Raw genomic sequence first — 19,511 nt, forward strand, 5'->3', positions numbered from 1 at the left:
GGAGAAAACTTTGAAGAATTTTTTAGACAAAGACTTTTTACTAGATTCAGCTACTGCAGTAAGTTTATATGAAAATGCAGCCTATCAACTACCGATTTTTGACTTTCACTGCCATTTAAACCCACAAGAAGTGTGGGAAAATAAGCCTTTTGAAAATATTACACAATTATGGCTTGCTGGAGACCATTATAAATGGCGAACCATGCGTATGAACGGGATAGGTGAAAGATTCATTACTGGTGACGCATCAGATTATGAAAAATTTGTAGCATGGGCACAAACCGTACCTCATTTAATTGGCAATCCACTTTATCATTGGACACATATGGAATTAAAATCATATTTCGGTATTGAAAAAAGCCTTAGTCCAGAAACAGCAAGTGAGATTTGGGAAGAATGCAATGAGAAATTGCAACAGCCAGAATACAGAGCAAGAGGATTTATTGAAAAATCAAATGTTAAATTTATCGGAACTACAGATGATCCAGTGTCAAATCTTGAATACCATCAATTACTAAAAGATGATTCAACATTTACAGCTATCATCGCTCCAACATTCCGTCCAGATGGAGCACTTTTTATAGAACGTCCAACATTTGAAAGTTGGCTTGAAAAATTAGCACAAGTTTCAAGTTTTGAATCTAGTTCTCTGGATGGTTTATTGAATGGACTTAAACAACGAGTTGCATTCTTCCATGAGAACGGTGGCCGTGCATCTGATCATGATATTCCAAAGATGTTTTATAAGGAAACAACGAAATCAGAAGCAGAAATGATTTTCAATAAACGACTTAGTGGCGAACAACTTTCAGAGGATGAAATCGTCGCATATCGTTCATTCCTTTTAAAAGAACTTGGAAAAATGTATGCTGAAAAACAATGGGTAATGCAGCTGCACATGGGAGCAATTCGTAATAACAACACAAAAATGAAGGAACTGATTGGCCCAGATACAGGCTTTGACTCAGTGGGTGAGGCAAATGTAGCAGAAGGGTTGTCACATTTCCTTGACGCACTAGAACAGCAAGATGCGTTGCCTAGAACCATTCTTTATAATTTAAATCCAAAAGATAATGCTGTGCTCGCTGGAATGATGGGGAACTTCTATGAAGAAGGTGTTCCAGGGAAAATTCAATTTGGGTCTGGATGGTGGTTTAACGACCACATTGATGGAATGGAAAGACAAATGAAAGATTTAGCTAATGTTGGCGTACTTAGCCATTTTGTCGGCATGCTGACAGACTCACGTAGCTTCCTTTCTTATGAGCGTCATGATTATTTCCGTCGGATTTTATGTAATATCCTGGGAAATTGGGTAGAGGAAGGTAAAGCTCCTAACGACACGGCTTACCTTGAACAAATGGTTAGAAATATTGGATATAACAACGCTGAAAGATATTTTTTGGAGAGATAAGATTAAGTTGAGTAAACTTCTTGAAACCGGGCAAATGCCTGGTTTTTTTCATAGTGCTTTAGGCTTTCGTAGTAAGTAGTCTAAAAAGGGTCTTTACAGTAGTCAATATTCTTATTCGTGCGAGCCAAAATCAACTGAGAATACGTACAATAATAAATAAAACGGTTTTTCAAGAAAATTCTACATGAGTTAATTGACTAACAATAAGAAAAATGTTAAATTATCTATATATTATAGTTAATTTGTTTAATAAACAAATTAATAATGCTTTGTTCAAATTTAAGCTACTAAAACGATTGAAATAGGCAAATTTCAGAAAAGGTTTTCCTATTCACAAGTTGAAAAGAAGATCTTTTTCATTGCCTCTTACATACCCTTAAATATTTTGAAAAAGCAATTTTAGTATTTTTTTGGATTTAACCAAATTAATTATAATCAATTGAGTAAACACTAACATCGATGTTATGAATTTAAAGGCGTGATAAAGATGTTATACCCAATTACTACAGAATGATGTAATGAGAGCGTTAAACTTTATCTAAACTTTATATTAGATATTTCTGTCTTATTCGACCAATTTTATGTAAAATGGTATAAGAGAACTCATATCATGCTTTAACAAAAAAACTAATGTGTCAAGAAAGGAATTCGATATGTCAAAACAACAAATTGGAGTTATCGGTTTAGCAGTAATGGGGAAAAACCTTGCATTAAATATTGAAAGTCGTGGATATTCTGTTTCTGTTTTCAATCGTTCATATGATAAAACAGAAGAGTTTTTAAAGAACGAAGCAGAAGGAAAAAATTTCGTTGGTGCAAAAACAGTTGAAGAATTTGTTAACTCATTAGAAAAGCCACGTAAAATTCTTTTAATGGTTAAAGCTGGTGCAGCGACAGACGCAACGATCGATTCATTAAAACCATATCTTGAAAAAGGCGACATCCTTATGGATGGTGGAAATACTTTCTTCCAAGATACAATTAGACGTAATAAAGAACTAGCACCTACAGGTATTCACTTCATCGGTACAGGCGTTTCTGGTGGTGAAGAAGGAGCGTTAAAAGGACCTTCGATTATGCCAGGTGGACAAAAAGAAGCATACGAGCTTGTGGAACCAATCTTAACTGCCATTTCAGCAAAAGTTGAAGGCGATGCTTGTGTTACATATATTGGACCGAACGGTGCTGGCCATTATGTAAAAATGGTTCATAACGGAATTGAATATGGAGATATGCAATTAATTTGTGAAGCATATTTTATTCTTAAAAACGTACTTGGTCTAAGTGCAACAGAACTTCATGATGTGTTTGCAGAGTGGAATAAAGGTGAGTTAGACAGCTATTTAATCGAAATTACTGCTGACATCTTTACAAAAGTTGACGAAGAAACAGGTAAACCACTTGTTGATATGATCCTTGATACGGCTGGACAAAAAGGAACAGGTAAATGGACAAGTCAAAACGCTTTAGATTTAGGTGTTCCACTTCCGATTATTACAGAATCAGTATTCGCTCGCTTTATCTCTGCAATGAAAGATGAGCGTGTAAAAGCAAGTCAATTGTTAACAGGACCTAAAGTTGAAGCATTTAAAGGTAAAAAAGAAGAGTTAATAGAAGCAGTACGTAAAGCTCTTTATTTAAGCAAAATTGTTTCATATGCTCAAGGCTTTGCACAAATGCGCGCAGCATCTGAAGAATACGATTGGAATCTAAGCTACGGTGATATCGCAATGATCTTCCGTGGTGGTTGTATCATCCGTGCACAATTCCTACAAAAAATTAAAGAAGCATATGACCAAGATCCTAAATTGGCAAACTTGTTATTAGATCCATACTTTAAAGAGATTGCTGAAGGTTACCAATCTGCATTGCGTGAAGTTCTTACATTGGCTATTGAGAGTGGAATCCCAGTTCCATCATTCGCGAGCGCAATTGCTTATTATGATAGCTATCGTACAGAAACTTTACCAGCTAATCTTTTACAAGCTCAACGCGATTACTTTGGTGCACACACATATCAACGTGTGGACAAAGAAGGCGTGTTCCATACAAACTGGATGGGTGAGTAAGTAAGAATAGAAATGAGAAAAAGGACGAAGCCTTATGTATAAAGGTTTCGTCCTTTTTCATATTGTTTGAATCTAACCCATTTGGCTATTTGGTTGACTAATTCCGTCAACAGTTTGTCAACAAATTATGATGGATTACATTTGTATAGTTCATGCAATTTTTAAGAGGCTTGTTGCTTTATAGATTGCAAGGCATGTCCGTAAGAATACATGGTAATACCGAGCTACTGACATCCAATTAAATTATACATAACCCCATATCATACAAAGTAATGTTCCAAAAAAGTTACAAGAGCTATCACCAATGCATAATAAATATTTGTGTAAATTGGACCTCTATCACACCTTGATATAAGGGTTTTTAATAGGAGTTAGAGATGAAGAGAAATGGTGAAATACAATAAGTGGATTGTGAAATTAGTTGGATAATGGATGGGTACAAGCGTTACTATTTATATTATAGTGATTATTTTAACGAAATATTATATAAGGACATCTTTGATAGACTTTTTATAAAAATACAGTAAAGAGGTGGCTTATGAATATAATGATTGCTTTTGTCGTAATTACTTGTATACTAGCTCTGGTTGGGACAGTATTAGCAGTGAGTGATCGAAATTATAGTGACTATACTAAAAAAATAATACAACCATAACATTCATATATGCTATGGTTATTCTTTTATCTTTCATTGTACTTGGTATGTGTATTATTTTTGCTTTTTAGTGAAAATTAACCGCAAATAACCTATTGATCGTGATGACTCAGTAGGTCAATTATTTGTATCAAAGAAAAAAGTAAAGAAACTTTGGTTACAATATTTAAAAAGGGATGTAAATAAATGGACTGGAATATTGACAGAAAAGCTAAAAAACCGATTTATAAACAAATTGCTGAGTATATTGAAAATGGCATTGCGGATGGAGCTTTTCCGCCAGATAAACCCCTACCTCAAGGTTATGAGCCGAAACGAGAAAACCTAGGTGGTGTGTAGTAACAATAAAATTGTTTAAATTTACACACTTGAAACTGCATTATTACGCTATGAAATCGAACTACATTAAAAATAAAGTCGTTTAAAAGTATTGAATATAAGACACAAACTGTGAAATAAACACAAGAGTGAATCAGTATATATTTTTTCGCTTTTCTTTTACCCAATCATAAATTTCAAAACCAAAAGAAATAACAACATATAGAGGTAATAATAGAAAAACGTATCTGCTTTCTGGCGCAAGAAACGCTACTGGAAAACCGATTATTAAAATTGTGATGAGAAGAACTTTTTGTTTCTTATCCATTTAATACACTTCCTTTAATAGTTCTGTTAATTTTAACTTATTTTTTCTGAATCATAACCTACTTTTAGTAAGCAACTAATTAACTGTTTAGGGTCGCAGTTCGAATAAAACAGAGAAGACGTAATCTGTGCATAAAAAAAGCCAATCAATAATTGGTTAATTGGCTTTCTGTTTCTTGAATTTTATAATTTTATTTAAGTTAAATAAAATAAATAAAGATAATACGAATAACCCTGTTAGTCAATTCTGATTTAAACATATGGATCTACGTCAAGATTTTGGACACAAAAAAGTTAAGTTTTTTGATCTGTACAACAACCAATCATAGATTTTGCACATGAAAAATGTGAAAGGGGAATACTTTTGAATCCCCTTATTTATGCAGTTGCTCGGCATGTTTTTTCGAATGAATCTGGTGTTACATAACCGATGCTGCCATGAATTCGTTTGCGATTATACCAACCTTCTATGTATGTAAAGAGGGCGATTCTCGCAGTCTCAAAGCTATCATAATGCGTTTGATATACTTCTTCTTTTTTTAGTGTTGCGTGAAATGATTCAATACAAGCATTGTCGTAAGGGCATCCCTTTCGACTAAATGACGGTATCATTTTGTATTTCTTTAGGCGTTCTTGGAACGCTTCACTTGTATATTGGGTACCTAAATCCGTGTGTACAATGAGTCCTGGCCCAGGGCTTTGATCTTGTACGGCATTCTCTAAAGCTTCCAGTACAATTTCTGTTGTCATCTGACGAGAGAATTTATGACCTACCACTTTTTTCGTATGTAAATCTAGTACAGATGCTAGATAGCACCAACCATGACGAATTGTATGAATGTACGTAATATCGGCCACCCATTTTTCATTAATATTCGTTGTTGTAAAATCTTGTTCCAGTACGTTTTCTCGTTCTTCTACTGGTTTCTGTGTCGGTGTAGGACGGTATTTTTTTGTAGTGTTTGATTGAATGCCTGCTCTTTTCATGATGCGTTGAATTCGATTAATCGTGCCCGTGTAGTCTTCTTGCTTGAGTGTCTCAAAGATCTTGGGTGCACCATATCGCCCCTTACTTTCATGGTGAATGACACGAATTCGTTCAAGTAGCTGTTCATTGGCGACATGATAGCTATTCGGTTGCTTATGAAAAGATTGATAATACGTACTTTTAGGCATCTTTAAAACACGACACATCAGCTGCACTGGATGGTGTTCGCTTTCACTTGTAATATAGTCGATCAATTCTTCGTTATCTATTTTCTCGCGAATATGGTCATAGCCTTTTTTAGGATTTCAAGCTCCTGTTTTAATCGGAGATTTTCCTTTTGGATGGCATCTACTTCTGTCACAGTTAATTCTTGTGTACCTTCAATTGGCGAGTGTTGCTTAATCCATTTATAAATTGTCACTTCAGAAATACCATATTCGCTAGATAGTTGACTGACTGGTGTACCTGAGCGATAAAGCTCAACTACTGTTTGTTTAAATTCTTGATTATAGCGTTTTTGACTCATAGTTCGGACACGTCCTCTCGTTAGTTCAATATTAATAACTTAACCAAGTTGTGTCCATACATCTATACTACATTCAATATATGCACAACCTCTCGTTGTAGAAAAATATACAATAATCAAGCATTTTCATAATATACAAGTTTTACAATATTTTTAAGTGTGACTACATCACAGTACAATTATTAAACGACTTTATTATACTTTTTAAACAACTATTTTATTGTTTTATCATCTTTATTATTTCTACACAGGTGGGGGATAACTGCCCGTAAAGGCCCGATTAGTTCAACTAACAATCAGTGGGGGATGAAGAATCCCCTCACTGATTGTTAGTTGAACTTTATATCAAGAGATACAATGTTTTAAAAGGGGATTATATAATAACCATCTTGCTTTATTCTTTTTTAGCTATTGGATTGATATAGAATCTCATCATTCTTCCTTACCTTTTATATGAAATTCTTTAATATGTAGTCCCAACACCTCGGAAAAAGGGCTTAAAACAGCGATAAGATAAAAAGACACCTCAGTGCATGGTTTTATTGAGAGACGCGCTTACCATAAAAAAGAGGTGTCCTACATAACATGTTAATACTAACCAATACACGAAGACCAATCAGCAAAACTTACTGAATGATTTGCGAGAGTAAATAGAATCTAGTACTATCTTAGACTGCGAGAAAGTTCCGTAAAAATAAGACCTAGAGCAAAGGCTCCAGCATCAGGATAACCCAGGCTTCTTTCGCCAACCGTACCAGCACGGCCCATTCGAGCTACGATTTCCTTTGTATATTCGGCTCCTTCAACAGCCGCCGTTGCCCCTTTTTCAAAAGCAGTCTTAAAGTCCACGCCATTTGCTACGCTTTCTGACCAAGAATTTGCACAAGGCACAAGGGCATCCACAAGGGTTTTATCGCCTACCTCTGCTCCTCTTCCGAAAGACTGCTCGCCAATGAATTGTATTCCCTTGACTGAAGCGTGCAACATTTCAGCGAAATCTCCAACTGTTAATTCCATTTTCCCTTCCGTAGCCTTACCTGCAGCTCGGAAAGCCGCGCCCCAAATTGGACCAGAAGCACCTCCACAATGTTCCATAATAATCATAGAACATGCATCTAGAAAGTTCCCTATTTGTAAACATTCTTGATCCAAAATCGAGCTCCATTCTCGTTTTAATTGCTTGAAACCTTTGGAGATGCTCATCCCAAAATCACCATCGCCTGCATAAGTATCCAATTCGCAGAATGGCACTTCGTTCTTGATAATGACTTCACTCATTTTATCTACAAGATAGATGATATTATCCAATGTGATTACCTTATCCTTAATAATAGCGTGTTCTTTCGCTGTTTCTGTCTCGAAAAAAACAGGCTTCTTTTCTACGGGATCCCCAATGTCAACGTATTCTACACTCTCAATGGGTCCATCTACTCTAAACGCAGGTGTATGACATTCTCTAGATAGCAATGTTTTCAACTCATCATCCAGTTTCATCACTGTCAGGGAAATTCCGGCCATATCAATACTAGTCATGTAATTACCGACAAATGTGCGATAAATTCGTATATTTCTGCTGTTCAACTCCCGAGTAACCGCATTGTTAAAAAGATAGAGCTCTTGCAATGGTGTACCACCAAAGCCGTTTATTAGGATAGCAATTTCTGCAGGAACATCATCATCTAATCCTAAATCCTTCAGAAGGTCAGTTGTCATGCGTAAGGCCAATTCGTCTGCGGTCGCAACTTTTTCCCGTTTTATGCCTGGCTCTCCATGAATGCCGACACCATATTCCATCTCATCCTCATTTAAATTGAAAGTGGGCGATCCATTAGCGGGAACCGTACAGGAGGTTAGTGCTAGACCAATGGTTCGAACATTTGTCGCTGCTTTTTCCGTTACGGCTTTGACCTGCATCAGATCTCTACCTTCTTCTGCTGCTGCTCCGGCTATTTTATGTACCAATACAACGCCTGCAACACCACGTCGTCCTACTGTGTAGAGACTATTTTCTACAGCAATATCATCATCTACTCTGACATATTCTACTTGAATGCCATCCTCGGTAGCTAAGTAGGCTCCATTTTTAAAGTTCATTATATCCCCACTGTAATTCTTAATGATCAGTAGAGTACCTTGTTTGCTGGCGGTTGCTTTAATTGCCTGATATACCTGTATCTGTGAGGGAGAAGCAAACACATCTCCGCATACTGCGGCATCTAGCATTCCTTTTCCGACAAACCCGGCATGTGCCGGTTCATGGCCACTACCACCACCGCTAATTAGAGTTACCTTATTTTCATTCAATTCTTTTTTCTTAATTACTTTATACTTTTTTAAGAACTCGAGTTCTGGATGAGCCATGACCATCCCATTACACATCTCCATGACAAGATTTTCAGGTTTATTAATAATTTTTTTCACTTGTTATTCCCCCTTTATTTTACAATCTTAGAAACTTATTAGTTTATTGATTCATAGAGTAGTGTGGAGGCACCTACTTTAAAAAGGTATCACATATTATTTCGCCAATGTTTTTAGCATCCCTTCTTCATCTTACTTGTCCCTTCGTATTATTAGGTTAACCAGAAACTTTTACGGGCTGACATTATATTACGAAAGGGGAGTGAAAGAAGAATTTTGTAATAAATAAAGCAAAAATTGCTTGATCCTTGAACTGCCTCCCAATTGTTGGACACACTCTAACAATTGGAGTTGTTTTTCTATGGCTAAATATACGTTGGATGAAAAACTATTGGCAGTTACACGGTATTTGGAGGGTGTAGAAAGTGATGTTTCAATTGGGAGGTCAATTGGTATATCTGAAAGTGTAGTTATGAACTGGGTAAAGCACTATCAACAATATGGTGAAGAAGGTCTGTTTAAAAGATCCTATACAAATTATTTGGAATAACACAGAGTATGTCACGTAAAGGAAACTGTTATGACAACGCCGTGATTGAGAATTTCTTTGGAATTATGAAGTCTAAATTTCTTTATCTAAACGAATTTGAAAGCATTGATCACTTTAAACAAGAACTGGAGAAATACATGGATTATTATAATAACAAACGTATAAAGGCAAAATTAAAAGGCAAGAGCCTGATACAATAGAGAACTCTTGCTCAACAAGCTGCTTAATAAAATTAATCTGTCTAACTTTTTGGGGTCACTTCAACAGCAGCTGGCCCAGATCTTTCTAACACTGCGTTGACTATATGATTAGCAGACCAGATTGTCCGTCAGTCAAGTTGAAATTTTGAACTAATGAATGTTGTAAGTCATCAGTTTGTTAGAATGTGTATATTATTCAACCAAAGGTGTGATTGTGGAAAAAATTAGATTTTTAAACGACTTTATAAAATATTTAACAACAATTTACCCCCCATCTAAAACAGGATGGGGGGTATGCGCTTTTTGAAGTATTAAAATTATATACCTTATTGTAATATTGACATTTCCTTATTGCGGGTGGTGACGGCTTCGCTGGTACTCTCCTATAACATGAGCATTAAAAAGTGCACTTGATGCGCCAATCGCGTTGCAATTCGTTTGCAACGCTAAACCAGTTCACGTGTTGTACTCCAGCATGAACCATGCGCATTAACGCTGCGTTCGCAACCTGTTTGTTAAAGGCTCCAGAAGCATCAGTGACAGCAAATACTTCATAACCTGCCTTCACAGCGGAAAGTGCTGGGAAAGCGACGCAGACATCTGTAACCACGCCTGCGATGATAAGTTGTTTCTTGCCAGTCGTATCGATCAACTTGACAAAAATCGGCAGTTGATTATAAAGAAGAACTTGGTATAGAAAAGCTCCGATTGGTTATGGCCTTTGATAGAAAAGGGAAGGTATTTAAAACAGCCTCCATAGAGCAATTGGAATTATGGTCAGAAGAAAAACATTAGAATCTGTTTAAATAAACTCAATCCTTATTGAGTTTATGGGGTTTCTTTCTTCAATGAGGTATTTAAAGTGATATTCCGCAATCAGTCGCTTTATGCATAAGCATCACTGAAATGATCAAACTTTTATATAAAAAAATTTAAATCTACTAGATAAGAATCTATTTTGATCAATCATTTTTCAAAAGGGATTCTCTTTTTTTCGTAAAATATGGGCTTGTAAGGTGTTTTTGATCAATATTTATTTCAAAGCAAAATGTATTCCGAACGGTACGTACGGTGGTGTGAGAGGTCGGGAGTTAGTCCTTCTTCCTACTCGATTTAAATAATAAAAATGCTTTTATATACAATCTCAAAATGAATTAATCTAAACCTATTTAACAAGAGAGGTTATAGTTATTTTTATCTTCTTACATAAAAATTTACTGTCCTTAATATATTTAACTGAAAAAACAGTCAGAAAGCGGGTGGCTTTAAATGGTGGTAAAATATCAGAATAATTGGATTCCTACAAAAACACTTGAAGAAATGTCAGGGAATAATTATGACGTCCTAATTGTGGGTTCTGGTCCTGGTGGAGGGGCAGTCTTACAAAGACTTTGTGAATTGTGGAAAAATCAAGGAGCTAAGAAGATTGGAATTCTAGAAAAAGGAGATAAATTATTTCATTCCCATGCACAAAATATCCCAACTCAGAATGTGAATACATCAAGGGATAATTTGGTTCCAAATAATTCAACCCCTTTAGGCCAGCGGTTACCGCAATTTTCAGGAGCAACAATGGTTTATGCACTGGGAGGCAGGTCATTATTCTGGAATGCAGCAACTCCAAGACCGATTCGTTCCGAATTAAACAAATGGCCAATTAATCGGAGAGCGTTAGACGTTTACTATGGAATGGCAGAAAAATTATTGCATGTAACAAGGGATTATGCGAAAGGTTCGTCAATGCAAAATATTCTTTTAAAGCGACTACATGCCGGAGGGATTTTAGAAGCCGATGATATGCCTTTGGCTTTTGATATGACACCTTCACGGCAAGGTGAAGTCCACTCAAATCCCTGGTATAGTTCCATTAATGCTTTAGCGGCAGCTCTTTTTGATAAACCATATGATCTTGCCGTGAATGCATACGTGTATAAGGTGAATGCTCCCAATAATAGGATCCAAAGCGTACAAGTATATGATGCCAATAAGAAGTCGCACACAATACGCGCAAAAAATGTGGTAGTTTCCGCTAGCACCTTAGAGACTCCGCGGTTGCTTCTTAATTCAGGAATACCAGGGCCATCAATTGGTCATTACTTGACAGGGCATGTGTCGATGATTGGAATTGGAACTATTAGCCGAAGTCAATTTTCAGATAAAATTGGCAATGTTTCAATATTAAAGTTTGAAACCGATGAGGATCCATATCACATTCAGATACTAGGGCCAGATCAGTATTGGTCATACCAGCAATTTGAAGACAGGGCATTAAAAGATCAGCTCATGATTGTATACGCAACTTTTGGCAGAGTACAGCCTAGACGAGAAAATAGGGTGTATGTTGATCCTAATGATAGGGATGAATTCGGTGTACCTTGGCAGCAAGTTCAGTATTCCTGGAATGATAGGGATAAGCAAACTGCTAAGCAAGTGGAAGATGGAATTAGACGATCTGCAAAAGCCATGGGAGTAACTCTAGATGAGTCTTCTTTAGTTCTTCGTCCTCCAGGTGCTGACATGCATGAGGCTTCTACCTGTAGAATGGGAGATGATCCAAATACCTCGGCTACAAACCGTCACGGTCAAATACATGGCGTTCAAGGATTATTTGTCGCAGATAACAGTGTACTTCCTTCCTTAACTGCAGCTGGTCCAGTACTTTCTAATAGTGCGTTGGCTATAAGACTGGCTGATTACATTGTCCATGAGTCAATGTAAGTGTTTAAATTGGAGTAGTATCAGGATTATGCGTATTTACAACATTAAGGCAAAAAACCTGTCTCAATAGGATTAATCTATTGAGACGTAATCAATTTTGCGACAAATAAGGAGTATCAGTGTCTCATATGACCTGTCTTAAAAGTCTCATCGTTGTTAAATCATTATCTGTATTTCCGGGACTGGATCCCTACAAGACTTTATTCAAAATAAACACGATCTTGAAGCCGTTCACAACCATTCAAACCCTTGCTAATACTGACTTTGGCTCTTTTGCTAACTTCCTAAAGTTACGATTATGGTAACTAAAAGGGGTACAGAAACAATTCGAAGAAGGAGGGGCTACTATGGAAAAAAAACAAAATTGAAGAATTAGACGTTACATGTCAATAAATAGTTCCAGTAAAGGGCCATTCCGATAAAAATCTTAAAAAAAATTGGATATTTATAATAAAATTAGCATGAGTGTTTGTAAAGGATTGTATTAAACTACCATGTAAGAACGATATTTTCTTACATTTTCTATGGTGAAGATTGTCATCATGTGCTCCGAAAACAGTGCAATAATGCAACAATCTGACTTGGAAATATAACTACGCATCATTAATATACATAGAAATTGAATGAATCGGATTAGTTGGAATGCCGTATGAGATGAAAGTTTTATGTATGGTGTGAACAGGGGCAATAGGAAGCGATAACTTCAAATTCTTACCTATCTGTATTAATAAGAAAAAATAAATGACTATTCATTTGTTTAATATGAAATGTAAAAAAACAAGAAATGATTAAAAACCATTCCTTGTTTTAATCTCCTTTTAATCTTCAATTGGAAACCATCCAGGTGTGTTGACAATTACTTGCCAAAGAGGATCTGGCACGACAAGAGGAGATTGAGCGTCTTTCTTTAACTTTATTTCAATTTCAGACTCTTTTCCCTGCTTAACTTTTTCAGCCCAATCAGGGTCAGTAGGGTCAATAATGAGCCCTCGTCCGATTGCGATCATTGAAACACCACTTTGAATAGCTTTTAAAGCATCGTCTGCTGTGTAGATTGAGCCTACACCAATCACTGGTACGCTTTCCCAAACTCTCTCCTGAATAATTTCCAGGCGAGAACGGGAATCTTCAACATCACGTCTTGAAGTTGACTAGAACTCCATTAAGGAAACATGAAGGTAATCAAGCTCTTTACTTCAACGCTTATCAAAATAATTTAGTTAAAAAGTATACTCTTATTTGAGCTAAAAATGAAAGCTCTAATAAGAGTATAGAATCATTTTTTAATATTTTATCTCGAAATAGAGATAATAAAATTCAAAATTTTTATCGATTAATAGATGAAAGATTTATATTTATTTTCATTATTGAAAGGGCTTTCTTACGACTTGGCAATCAAGCAACAAGTGAATGGGTGAGATAAAATGAGTCAAAGTATTGAATTGAATTGAATTGGAGAAAAATAGATTTTTAGATTCTTATTTTTTGTTCATAAAGAAGTTGATTACTGCAAGGAATTGATTATTGCTTAAAACTAGATATAGTGACATAGCAAACAAAGCCAATGTAAATTCAAATCCCCCAGTAAAGCCGCTTTTAATGTTTACACTCACCATTGATCTAAACATAATTAAGGAAAAAGCGCCTGCGATTATTCTGGTACCAATCCCAAAAAATATAAGAATTCCACCAACTAATTCAATGATACTTATAACAAAAAAGATTAGTGCAAAAATTCCTAAGGTTATTGACAGAAGAGAATAAAAGTATTAGAATTATCTCATATTCAAGATAATTTAATTCAAGATATAAAATATGATTTCATTTGTCAGGAGGTATTTAAATGGAAGGGGAATGTACAAACCAGGCTTATCTGGAATTAATGCAAACATCCAAAGTCATTCAGGATTGCATTAAAATAGAAATGTTGAATCATAAGATCAATATTACGGAGTTCTCTGTATTAGAAGTGCTTTATTTTAAGGAGAAGCAAACGATTCAGCAGATTGGTAAAAGCATACTCATTTCTAGTGGGTCTATGACTTATGTTATAGACAAATTAGAACAGAAGGGCTTCATAAAACGAATTGACTGTCCTGATGATCGTCGTGTCATACATGTGGTTTTAACGGAAAATGGAATGAACTTTATGGAGAAAGTCATGCCTAAACATCGAGAATTGATTCATGGCATGTTTGAAGATTTAACGGATGATGAGTCACATACAATGGTGAAACTTTTGAAAAAAGTAAGTAAAAGACTAGAATCATAATTTTTTAAACTGAAATCTTGATTTCGAGATAAAAAAACAAATCTAGGAGAAAAAAGGAAACAATCAATATTGGTTTATTATTAATTAGATTGGTAATTGGTATGTTATTCACAGGTTACAGTGCACAGAAGCTATTTTGCTTTAAGACCTGGTATGACAATGGCTCTACTTGCAGGTCTTACAGAATTTATTGGAGCATTTCTTTTTGCTATAGGACTGCTTACACCGCTTGCTGGTATTATGATTGCAGGTACAAAAGAGGCTATTGCAAAGGTGCATGATCCAAATGGATTATGGGCAACACAAAAGGGGGATGAATATAATTTAATTTTGATAGCTGTAGCTATTGGTAGTGCATTAAGCGGACCAGGTCAATATGCCTTGGATGTTTTTTTATTCTAATATATCTCGAGTTTGAGATTACTGATAGGAACAGGATGTGTTGTTATGACTGACTTTATACAGTTAGTAAAAGAGAGGTGGTCTGCAAGCAATTTTCTTCCAAATCACATGATTACGAAAGAAGAATTTAATGAAATTTTTGAGTTGGTTAAACTTGGGCCTTCTGCGTTTAATCTTCAACATACAAATTATCTAACAGTTATTGACCCAATAATAAAGAAAAATTAAAGAAGGCTGCAAATGGGCAATATAAAGTATCCAGTGCTTCTGCGGTTATTCTAGTTTTAGGTGATAAAAATGCCTTTTGGCAGGCTCCTGACATTTACGAAGGCTTGAAGATGCTAGGGGTTGTGAATAAACAGGAATATGATTTGATGGTTCATGACACGGTTTCCTTCTATGAATCCAAAGGGTTAGACTTTCAACGTGATGAGGCTATAAGAAATGCTTCGTTATCTGCGATGATGTTCATGATGGCTGCCAAGGAGAAGGGGTGGGATACCTGTCCTATGATTGGCTTTGATTCTGAAGCGGTCAAACAGATTTTGAACATAGATGAGCAATACGAAGTAGTGATGATGATTACAATAGGAAAAGAAAAGGTTGAAAGTAGAAAACCTCGTGGATATCGCAAACCAGTTAGCGAATTTGTCACTTACATTTAGGAATAAAATATTAATTAAATCGGAGTGAAAAACAAATGAGTAAAAAAACAATGGGAATTCATCATATCACGGCAATCGTCGGTCATCCACAGGAGAATGTAGATTTTTATGCGGGTGTTTTAGGATTACGTTTAGTGAAAAAAACGGTAAATTTTGATGACCCCGGTACTTATCACCTTTATTTCGGAAATGAAGGAGGAAAACCAGGAACGATTATTACATTTTTCCCTTGGGCTGATGCATACCAAGGAAGAATCGGTGATGGTCAAGTAGGGGTCACTTCATATGTTGTTCCTAAAGGAGCTATGGGATTTTGGGAAAAAAGATTAGAAAAGTTCAATGTTCCTTTTACAAAAAACGAACGCTTTGGAGAGCTGTATTTGGAATTCGATGATCCTCATGGACTTCATTTGGAAATTGTTGAAAGAGAAGAAGGCGAAACAAACACTTGGCATTTTGGCGATGTTACATCTGATGTCGCAATAAAAGGCTTTGGTGGAGCAACCTTATTGTCAAAACAACCAGAAAAAACAGCGGAACTTTTAGAAAAAGTCATGGGGCTTGAGCAAGTTGGTAAGGAAGGAGATTTTATTCGCTTCCGTTCCTCTAGTGATATAGGAAATATCATTGATTTAAAAGTAATAACAACCGGCGGTGGGCGAATGGGTGTAGGAACCGTACACCATATTGCGTGGAGAGCTCAGGATGATCAAGACCAACTAGATTGGAAAAAGTATATCGAAGGTTATGGTTATGGTGTCACACCTGTTCAGGATCGAAACTATTTTAATGCGATTTACTTTAGAGAGCATGGGGAAATTCTTTTTGAAATCGCGACTGATCCACCAGGGTTCGCTCATGATGAATCTCAAGAGACAATGGGAGGAAAATTGATGTTACCAGATCAATATGAATCACAACGAGATCAAATTGAACGATTGGTTCTTCCGTTTGAAGTTAGAGAATTAGATTAACTTACAAAAGGTACAAAATCTCATTGGTGAAATGGAGGATAAAGAATGCAGAAAACAGCAGGTATTCACCATATAACCGCAATGGTTAACGATGCCCAAAGAAATATTGATTTCTATGCAGGCGTGCTTGGGTTAAGACTTATTAAAAAAACAATCAATTTTGATCGTCCAGAAGTATATCATCTTTATTTTGGAAATGATACTGGTCAACCAGGAACTGTCATTACATTCTTTCCATGGACTAAACAGTTAAAAGGCCGCGTCGGTACAGGACAAGTTGGAGTAATTAGTTTTATCATCCCGAATGATTCGATTCCATTTTGGGAGAATCACTTGAATAAATTTAAAGTAAAGTTCTTTCAATCAGTACGTTTTGGAGAAAGATATTTGAAATTCCAAGACCCAGACGGTATCGAACTAGAACTAGTCGAACGAAAGGATGGGCCAATCAATCATTGGGGCTTTGGAGAAATTCAATCTGACGTTGCGATTAAAGGGTTCGGTGGTGCTACATTAATTTCAACACAGTCTAATAAAACCGCAGATGTGCTAGAAAATGTATTGGGATTTGAATGCATTGGGCAAGAGGATAGCTTCCTTCGGTTCAAATCGGAAGCGCAGCTTGGAAATACAATTGATATTAAGCTAACTCCTTCATTTCGTGGTTTGATGGGGGCAGGAACTATTCACCATATAGCATGGCGGGCAAAGGATGAAGAAGATCTTCAAAGATGGAGAAAACTTCTTCAAAGTAAGGAGTATTCTCCAACAGAGATTCGAGATAGAAATTACTTTAAAGCTGTTTATTTTCATGATGGAGGCGGCATTCTTTTTGAAATCGCGACGGATCCTCCAGGTTTTACTGTTGATGAACCGATGAATCAACTTGGACAAAAACTCATGTTGCCTTCATGGTTCGAATCAAAACGAGAAGAATTAGAAGAGATCTTACCTCCGATTGAGGTTAGAGTTTTGGAAGGGGATAAATGATGAAACATATTTTTCAAAAAGGGAAAGATCCAGCAAAACCAACTTTATTATTGCTTCATGGAACCGGGGGAAATGAATTAGATTTGTTGCCACTTGCAGGAAGAATCGACGATGAGGCTTCGATATTAAGTGTACGGGGAAATGTCCTTGAAAATGGCATGCCACGTTTCTTTCGACGATTAGCAGAAGGAATATTTGATGAAGAAGATCTCATTTTCCGTACAAAAGAATTAAATCAGTTTCTTGATGAAGCAGCTGAAAAATATGAATTTGACAGAGGCAATATGATTGCGATCGGCTACTCAAATGGAGCCAATATAGCTGCCAGTTTATTATTTCATTATCAAAACGCATTAAAGGGCGCGATTCTCCATCACCCGATGGTACCGAGAAAAGGGATTGAGCTTCCTGATTTATCAGGGAAGTCCGTGTTTATTGCAGCTGGGACAAATGATCCGATTTGTTCACCGATGGAATCTACTTTACTCCAATCCTTATTGGAAAAGGCGAATGCAAACGTTGAACTTCATTGGGAAAATAGAGGTCATCAATTGACCACTAATGAAGTTGAGGCTGCGGCACTCTGGTATCGTAATGTCTATTAATCTTAGTCTATTATAAATTCTCTTTTAGGTTCAGTAGGTAATATTCATAGTATTTGGAGCAGTAATGAAATTTGAAATAGATTAAATACAAGAATCGCATAGGAGTGAAAGTAATGATTCAAATTATCCCAGCAACATCTCGATTCTCTGTTAAGAATGAGTGGTTGGAGAGCAACTTAAGTTTTTCATTTGGTGAGTATTATGATGAATCGAATATCCAATTCGGTCCCCTTCGTGTTTTTAATGATGATACGATCCAACCTGGAAGGGGATTTGGCATTCATCCCCACAGGGAAATGGAAATTGTTTCGATTGTATTAAAAGGTCAACTAAAGCATGAGGACAGTTTGGGGAGTAGTGGAATTCTTAGATTTGGAAATGTTCAGTTAATGAGTGCAGGTACTGGTTTGTTGCATTCTGAAATGAATTCTTCAACAGAAGAGGAAGCAAGCTTTTTACAGTTATGGTTTTTCCCTGATCAAAAACAATTAAATCCTTCTTATCAGGATATTACAATTAATATAGATGAAATGCATAATGAGTTATTACCAATTCTTTCTTCAAATCCAACCGAAGGAACGGCAAAAATTCATAGTGATGTTACCTTATACTTATCGAGGTTAGACACTGGACAAGAGCTTTCCTTCAAACAAGATCAAGGCAGAAAGATGTATGTCTTTGTTATCGAAGGTGAACTTGTTTTAAATCAGGAATTTGTTGTTAGCCAAAAAGACAGTGCACGTATTTCTAATGAACAAGAACTTACAATGAAATCAAATAAAGACTCATTCATTTTATTTATTGATTTAGCAGGTGGTGAATGAAATGTTATTGATTCGTCATGCAATTGGAAGCCGTCTTTTTTATCAAACAGATGATTATAACATTCAGCCTCAAGAAGATAAATGGATCATTTCTATTTCTATCCCAGAGATACAAGCAAAAGAGATTTTGAAATTTAAAGAGGAATTAAATATCTTTGATGTAGAGGAAAACCAAAAGACGTGGTATTACTCTTCAGATGCTAATGTTGTTTTTAACAAGGCTAAGAATCAGATTATTATTTCCACAGACCATAAATCCGTATATCCGGTTTAAATGAAGTAATTGAAGGATCAGTTATTCAGATAGCAAGAAGGTTTATAATATTTTATTTTCAGTGGATAGTATTAGTTTTTATGTTAAAAATAAATTTGGATACTCATTACACCACCGACTTTCAATTTAAAGTCCTTTCTATAAGTATTTGGTAGCGATCAAAGTACAAATTAATAATTAAGATAATAAAGCATTATTATTAGGAAATAAGGGTATTTTATTACCAGTAAGTTAACTCTTACTACAGATCTGGCATCAGATCTAGGGAAAGATGAAACAATTATTTTGCTAAGGACAAGTTAATTGACAATATGTTTTTTCTGATTTAAAATTACATTGAATTAAATATATATTAGTTAAAGATATATTGATTCGAGAT

At 35.8% G+C, this 19,511-nt stretch carries 15 protein-coding genes and 5 pseudogenes; 15 read left to right on the top strand and 5 right to left on the bottom strand.

All coding sequences use genetic code 11. The annotated features are described in order from the left end of the window. The first annotated feature begins 10 nt into the window (after positions 1-10). The 3 genes from uxaC (at position 11) to AC1MGI_RS13945 (ending at position 4,477) form a co-directional block, all read left to right on the top strand. Positions 11-1,414, top strand: a complete 1,404-nt coding sequence (uxaC, locus tag AC1MGI_RS13935; RefSeq protein ID WP_480345771.1) for a glucuronate isomerase — start codon at positions 11-13, stop codon at positions 1,412-1,414. Between the two features lie 653 nt (positions 1,415-2,067). After that, a complete protein-coding gene (gene gndA / locus AC1MGI_RS13940) occupies positions 2,068-3,483 on the top strand; it encodes an NADP-dependent phosphogluconate dehydrogenase (protein WP_049681257.1) in 1,416 nt (471 codons plus the stop codon). Between the two features lie 841 nt (positions 3,484-4,324). Then, positions 4,325-4,477, top strand: coding sequence for a hypothetical protein (locus AC1MGI_RS13945; protein WP_480349899.1), 153 nt, complete (start codon positions 4,325-4,327; stop codon positions 4,475-4,477). Between the two features lie 133 nt (positions 4,478-4,610). On the opposite strand, the gene AC1MGI_RS13950 is transcribed toward AC1MGI_RS13945, so the two are convergent. The 3 genes from AC1MGI_RS13950 to dhaK all read right to left on the bottom strand — a co-directional run bounded on the left by AC1MGI_RS13950 (position 4,611) and on the right by dhaK (position 8,718). Next, entirely contained in the window at positions 4,611-4,784 is a 174-nt protein-coding gene (locus AC1MGI_RS13950; protein ID WP_480345772.1) for a hypothetical protein, read from the bottom strand. Positions 4,785-5,161: 377 nt separating this feature from the next. Beyond that, a protein-coding gene (locus AC1MGI_RS13955; protein WP_480345773.1) for an IS3 family transposase occupies positions 5,162-6,297 on the bottom strand; the annotation gives its coding sequence in 2 pieces (ribosomal slippage) (positions 5,162-6,072 and positions 6,072-6,297; 1,137 coding nt in all). 663 nt (positions 6,298-6,960) lie between these two features. After that, positions 6,961-8,718: a dihydroxyacetone kinase subunit DhaK gene (dhaK, locus tag AC1MGI_RS13960; RefSeq protein WP_480345774.1), complete on the bottom strand. Its 1,758-nt coding sequence runs from the start codon at positions 8,716-8,718 to the stop codon at positions 6,961-6,963. Between the two features lie 301 nt (positions 8,719-9,019). On the opposite strand from dhaK, the gene AC1MGI_RS13965 reads away from it, so the two are divergent. Both AC1MGI_RS13965 and AC1MGI_RS13970 read left to right on the top strand, forming a co-directional pair. Next, positions 9,020-9,208: a helix-turn-helix domain-containing protein gene (locus AC1MGI_RS13965; protein ID WP_480345775.1), complete on the top strand. Its 189-nt coding sequence runs from the start codon at positions 9,020-9,022 to the stop codon at positions 9,206-9,208. After that, positions 9,205-9,408 (top strand): annotated as a pseudogene (locus tag AC1MGI_RS13970) (IS3 family transposase); the annotation flags it as partial. The gene AC1MGI_RS13965 and the pseudogene AC1MGI_RS13970, both read left to right, overlap by 4 nt. Positions 9,409-9,823: 415 nt before the next feature. On the opposite strand, the pseudogene AC1MGI_RS13975 reads toward AC1MGI_RS13970, so the two are convergent. After that, positions 9,824-10,069, bottom strand: a pseudogene (locus AC1MGI_RS13975) (isochorismatase family protein); the annotation flags it as partial. Between the two features lie 608 nt (positions 10,070-10,677). Between AC1MGI_RS13975 and AC1MGI_RS13980 the strand changes: the two are divergent. Further along, positions 10,678-12,126 carry a GMC oxidoreductase gene (locus tag AC1MGI_RS13980; protein ID WP_480345776.1) on the top strand — a complete coding sequence of 483 codons (1,449 nt, stop codon included), beginning with the start codon at positions 10,678-10,680 and terminating at the stop codon, positions 12,124-12,126. A gap of 818 nt (positions 12,127-12,944) precedes the next feature. Here the strand turns inward: AC1MGI_RS13980 and AC1MGI_RS13985 are convergent. After that, positions 12,945-13,319, bottom strand: a pseudogene (locus AC1MGI_RS13985) (oxidoreductase); the annotation flags it as partial. A gap of 331 nt (positions 13,320-13,650) precedes the next feature. Here AC1MGI_RS13985 and AC1MGI_RS13990 point away from each other — a divergent pair. The 9 genes and pseudogenes from AC1MGI_RS13990 (at position 13,651) to AC1MGI_RS14030 (ending at position 19,132) form a co-directional block, all read left to right on the top strand. Further along, positions 13,651-13,890 carry a hypothetical protein gene (locus tag AC1MGI_RS13990; protein WP_480345777.1) on the top strand — a complete coding sequence of 80 codons (240 nt, stop codon included), beginning with the start codon at positions 13,651-13,653 and terminating at the stop codon, positions 13,888-13,890. 79 nt (positions 13,891-13,969) lie between these two features. Beyond that, positions 13,970-14,398 (top strand): MarR family winged helix-turn-helix transcriptional regulator, encoded by a 429-nt coding sequence (locus tag AC1MGI_RS13995; RefSeq protein ID WP_480345778.1) that lies wholly within the window; start codon positions 13,970-13,972, stop codon positions 14,396-14,398. A 101-nt stretch (positions 14,399-14,499) separates the two neighbouring features. Continuing rightward, positions 14,500-14,800 (top strand): annotated as a pseudogene (locus AC1MGI_RS14000) (DoxX family protein). A 45-nt stretch (positions 14,801-14,845) separates the two neighbouring features. Further along, a pseudogene (locus AC1MGI_RS14005) lies at positions 14,846-15,465 on the top strand (nitroreductase family protein). Positions 15,466-15,500: 35 nt separating this feature from the next. Further along, entirely contained in the window at positions 15,501-16,439 is a 939-nt protein-coding gene (locus AC1MGI_RS14010) for a ring-cleaving dioxygenase (protein ID WP_480345779.1), read from the top strand. 45 nt (positions 16,440-16,484) lie between these two features. Next, positions 16,485-17,429, top strand: a complete 945-nt coding sequence (locus AC1MGI_RS14015; protein ID WP_480345780.1) for a ring-cleaving dioxygenase — start codon at positions 16,485-16,487, stop codon at positions 17,427-17,429. Beyond that, positions 17,426-18,034, top strand: coding sequence for an alpha/beta hydrolase (locus tag AC1MGI_RS14020; RefSeq protein WP_480345781.1), 609 nt, complete (start codon positions 17,426-17,428; stop codon positions 18,032-18,034). The genes AC1MGI_RS14015 and AC1MGI_RS14020 overlap by 4 nt, the downstream gene beginning before the upstream one ends. A 113-nt stretch (positions 18,035-18,147) precedes the next feature. Continuing rightward, a complete protein-coding gene (locus AC1MGI_RS14025) occupies positions 18,148-18,858 on the top strand; it encodes a pirin family protein (RefSeq protein ID WP_480345782.1) in 711 nt (236 codons plus the stop codon). Between the two features lies 1 nt (position 18,859). Continuing rightward, positions 18,860-19,132 (top strand): hypothetical protein, encoded by a 273-nt coding sequence (locus AC1MGI_RS14030; protein WP_480345783.1) that lies wholly within the window; start codon positions 18,860-18,862, stop codon positions 19,130-19,132. The last annotated feature ends 379 nt before the right edge of the window (positions 19,133-19,511 follow it).

The sequence above is a fragment of the Peribacillus sp. BM1 genome (assembly GCF_056679975.1).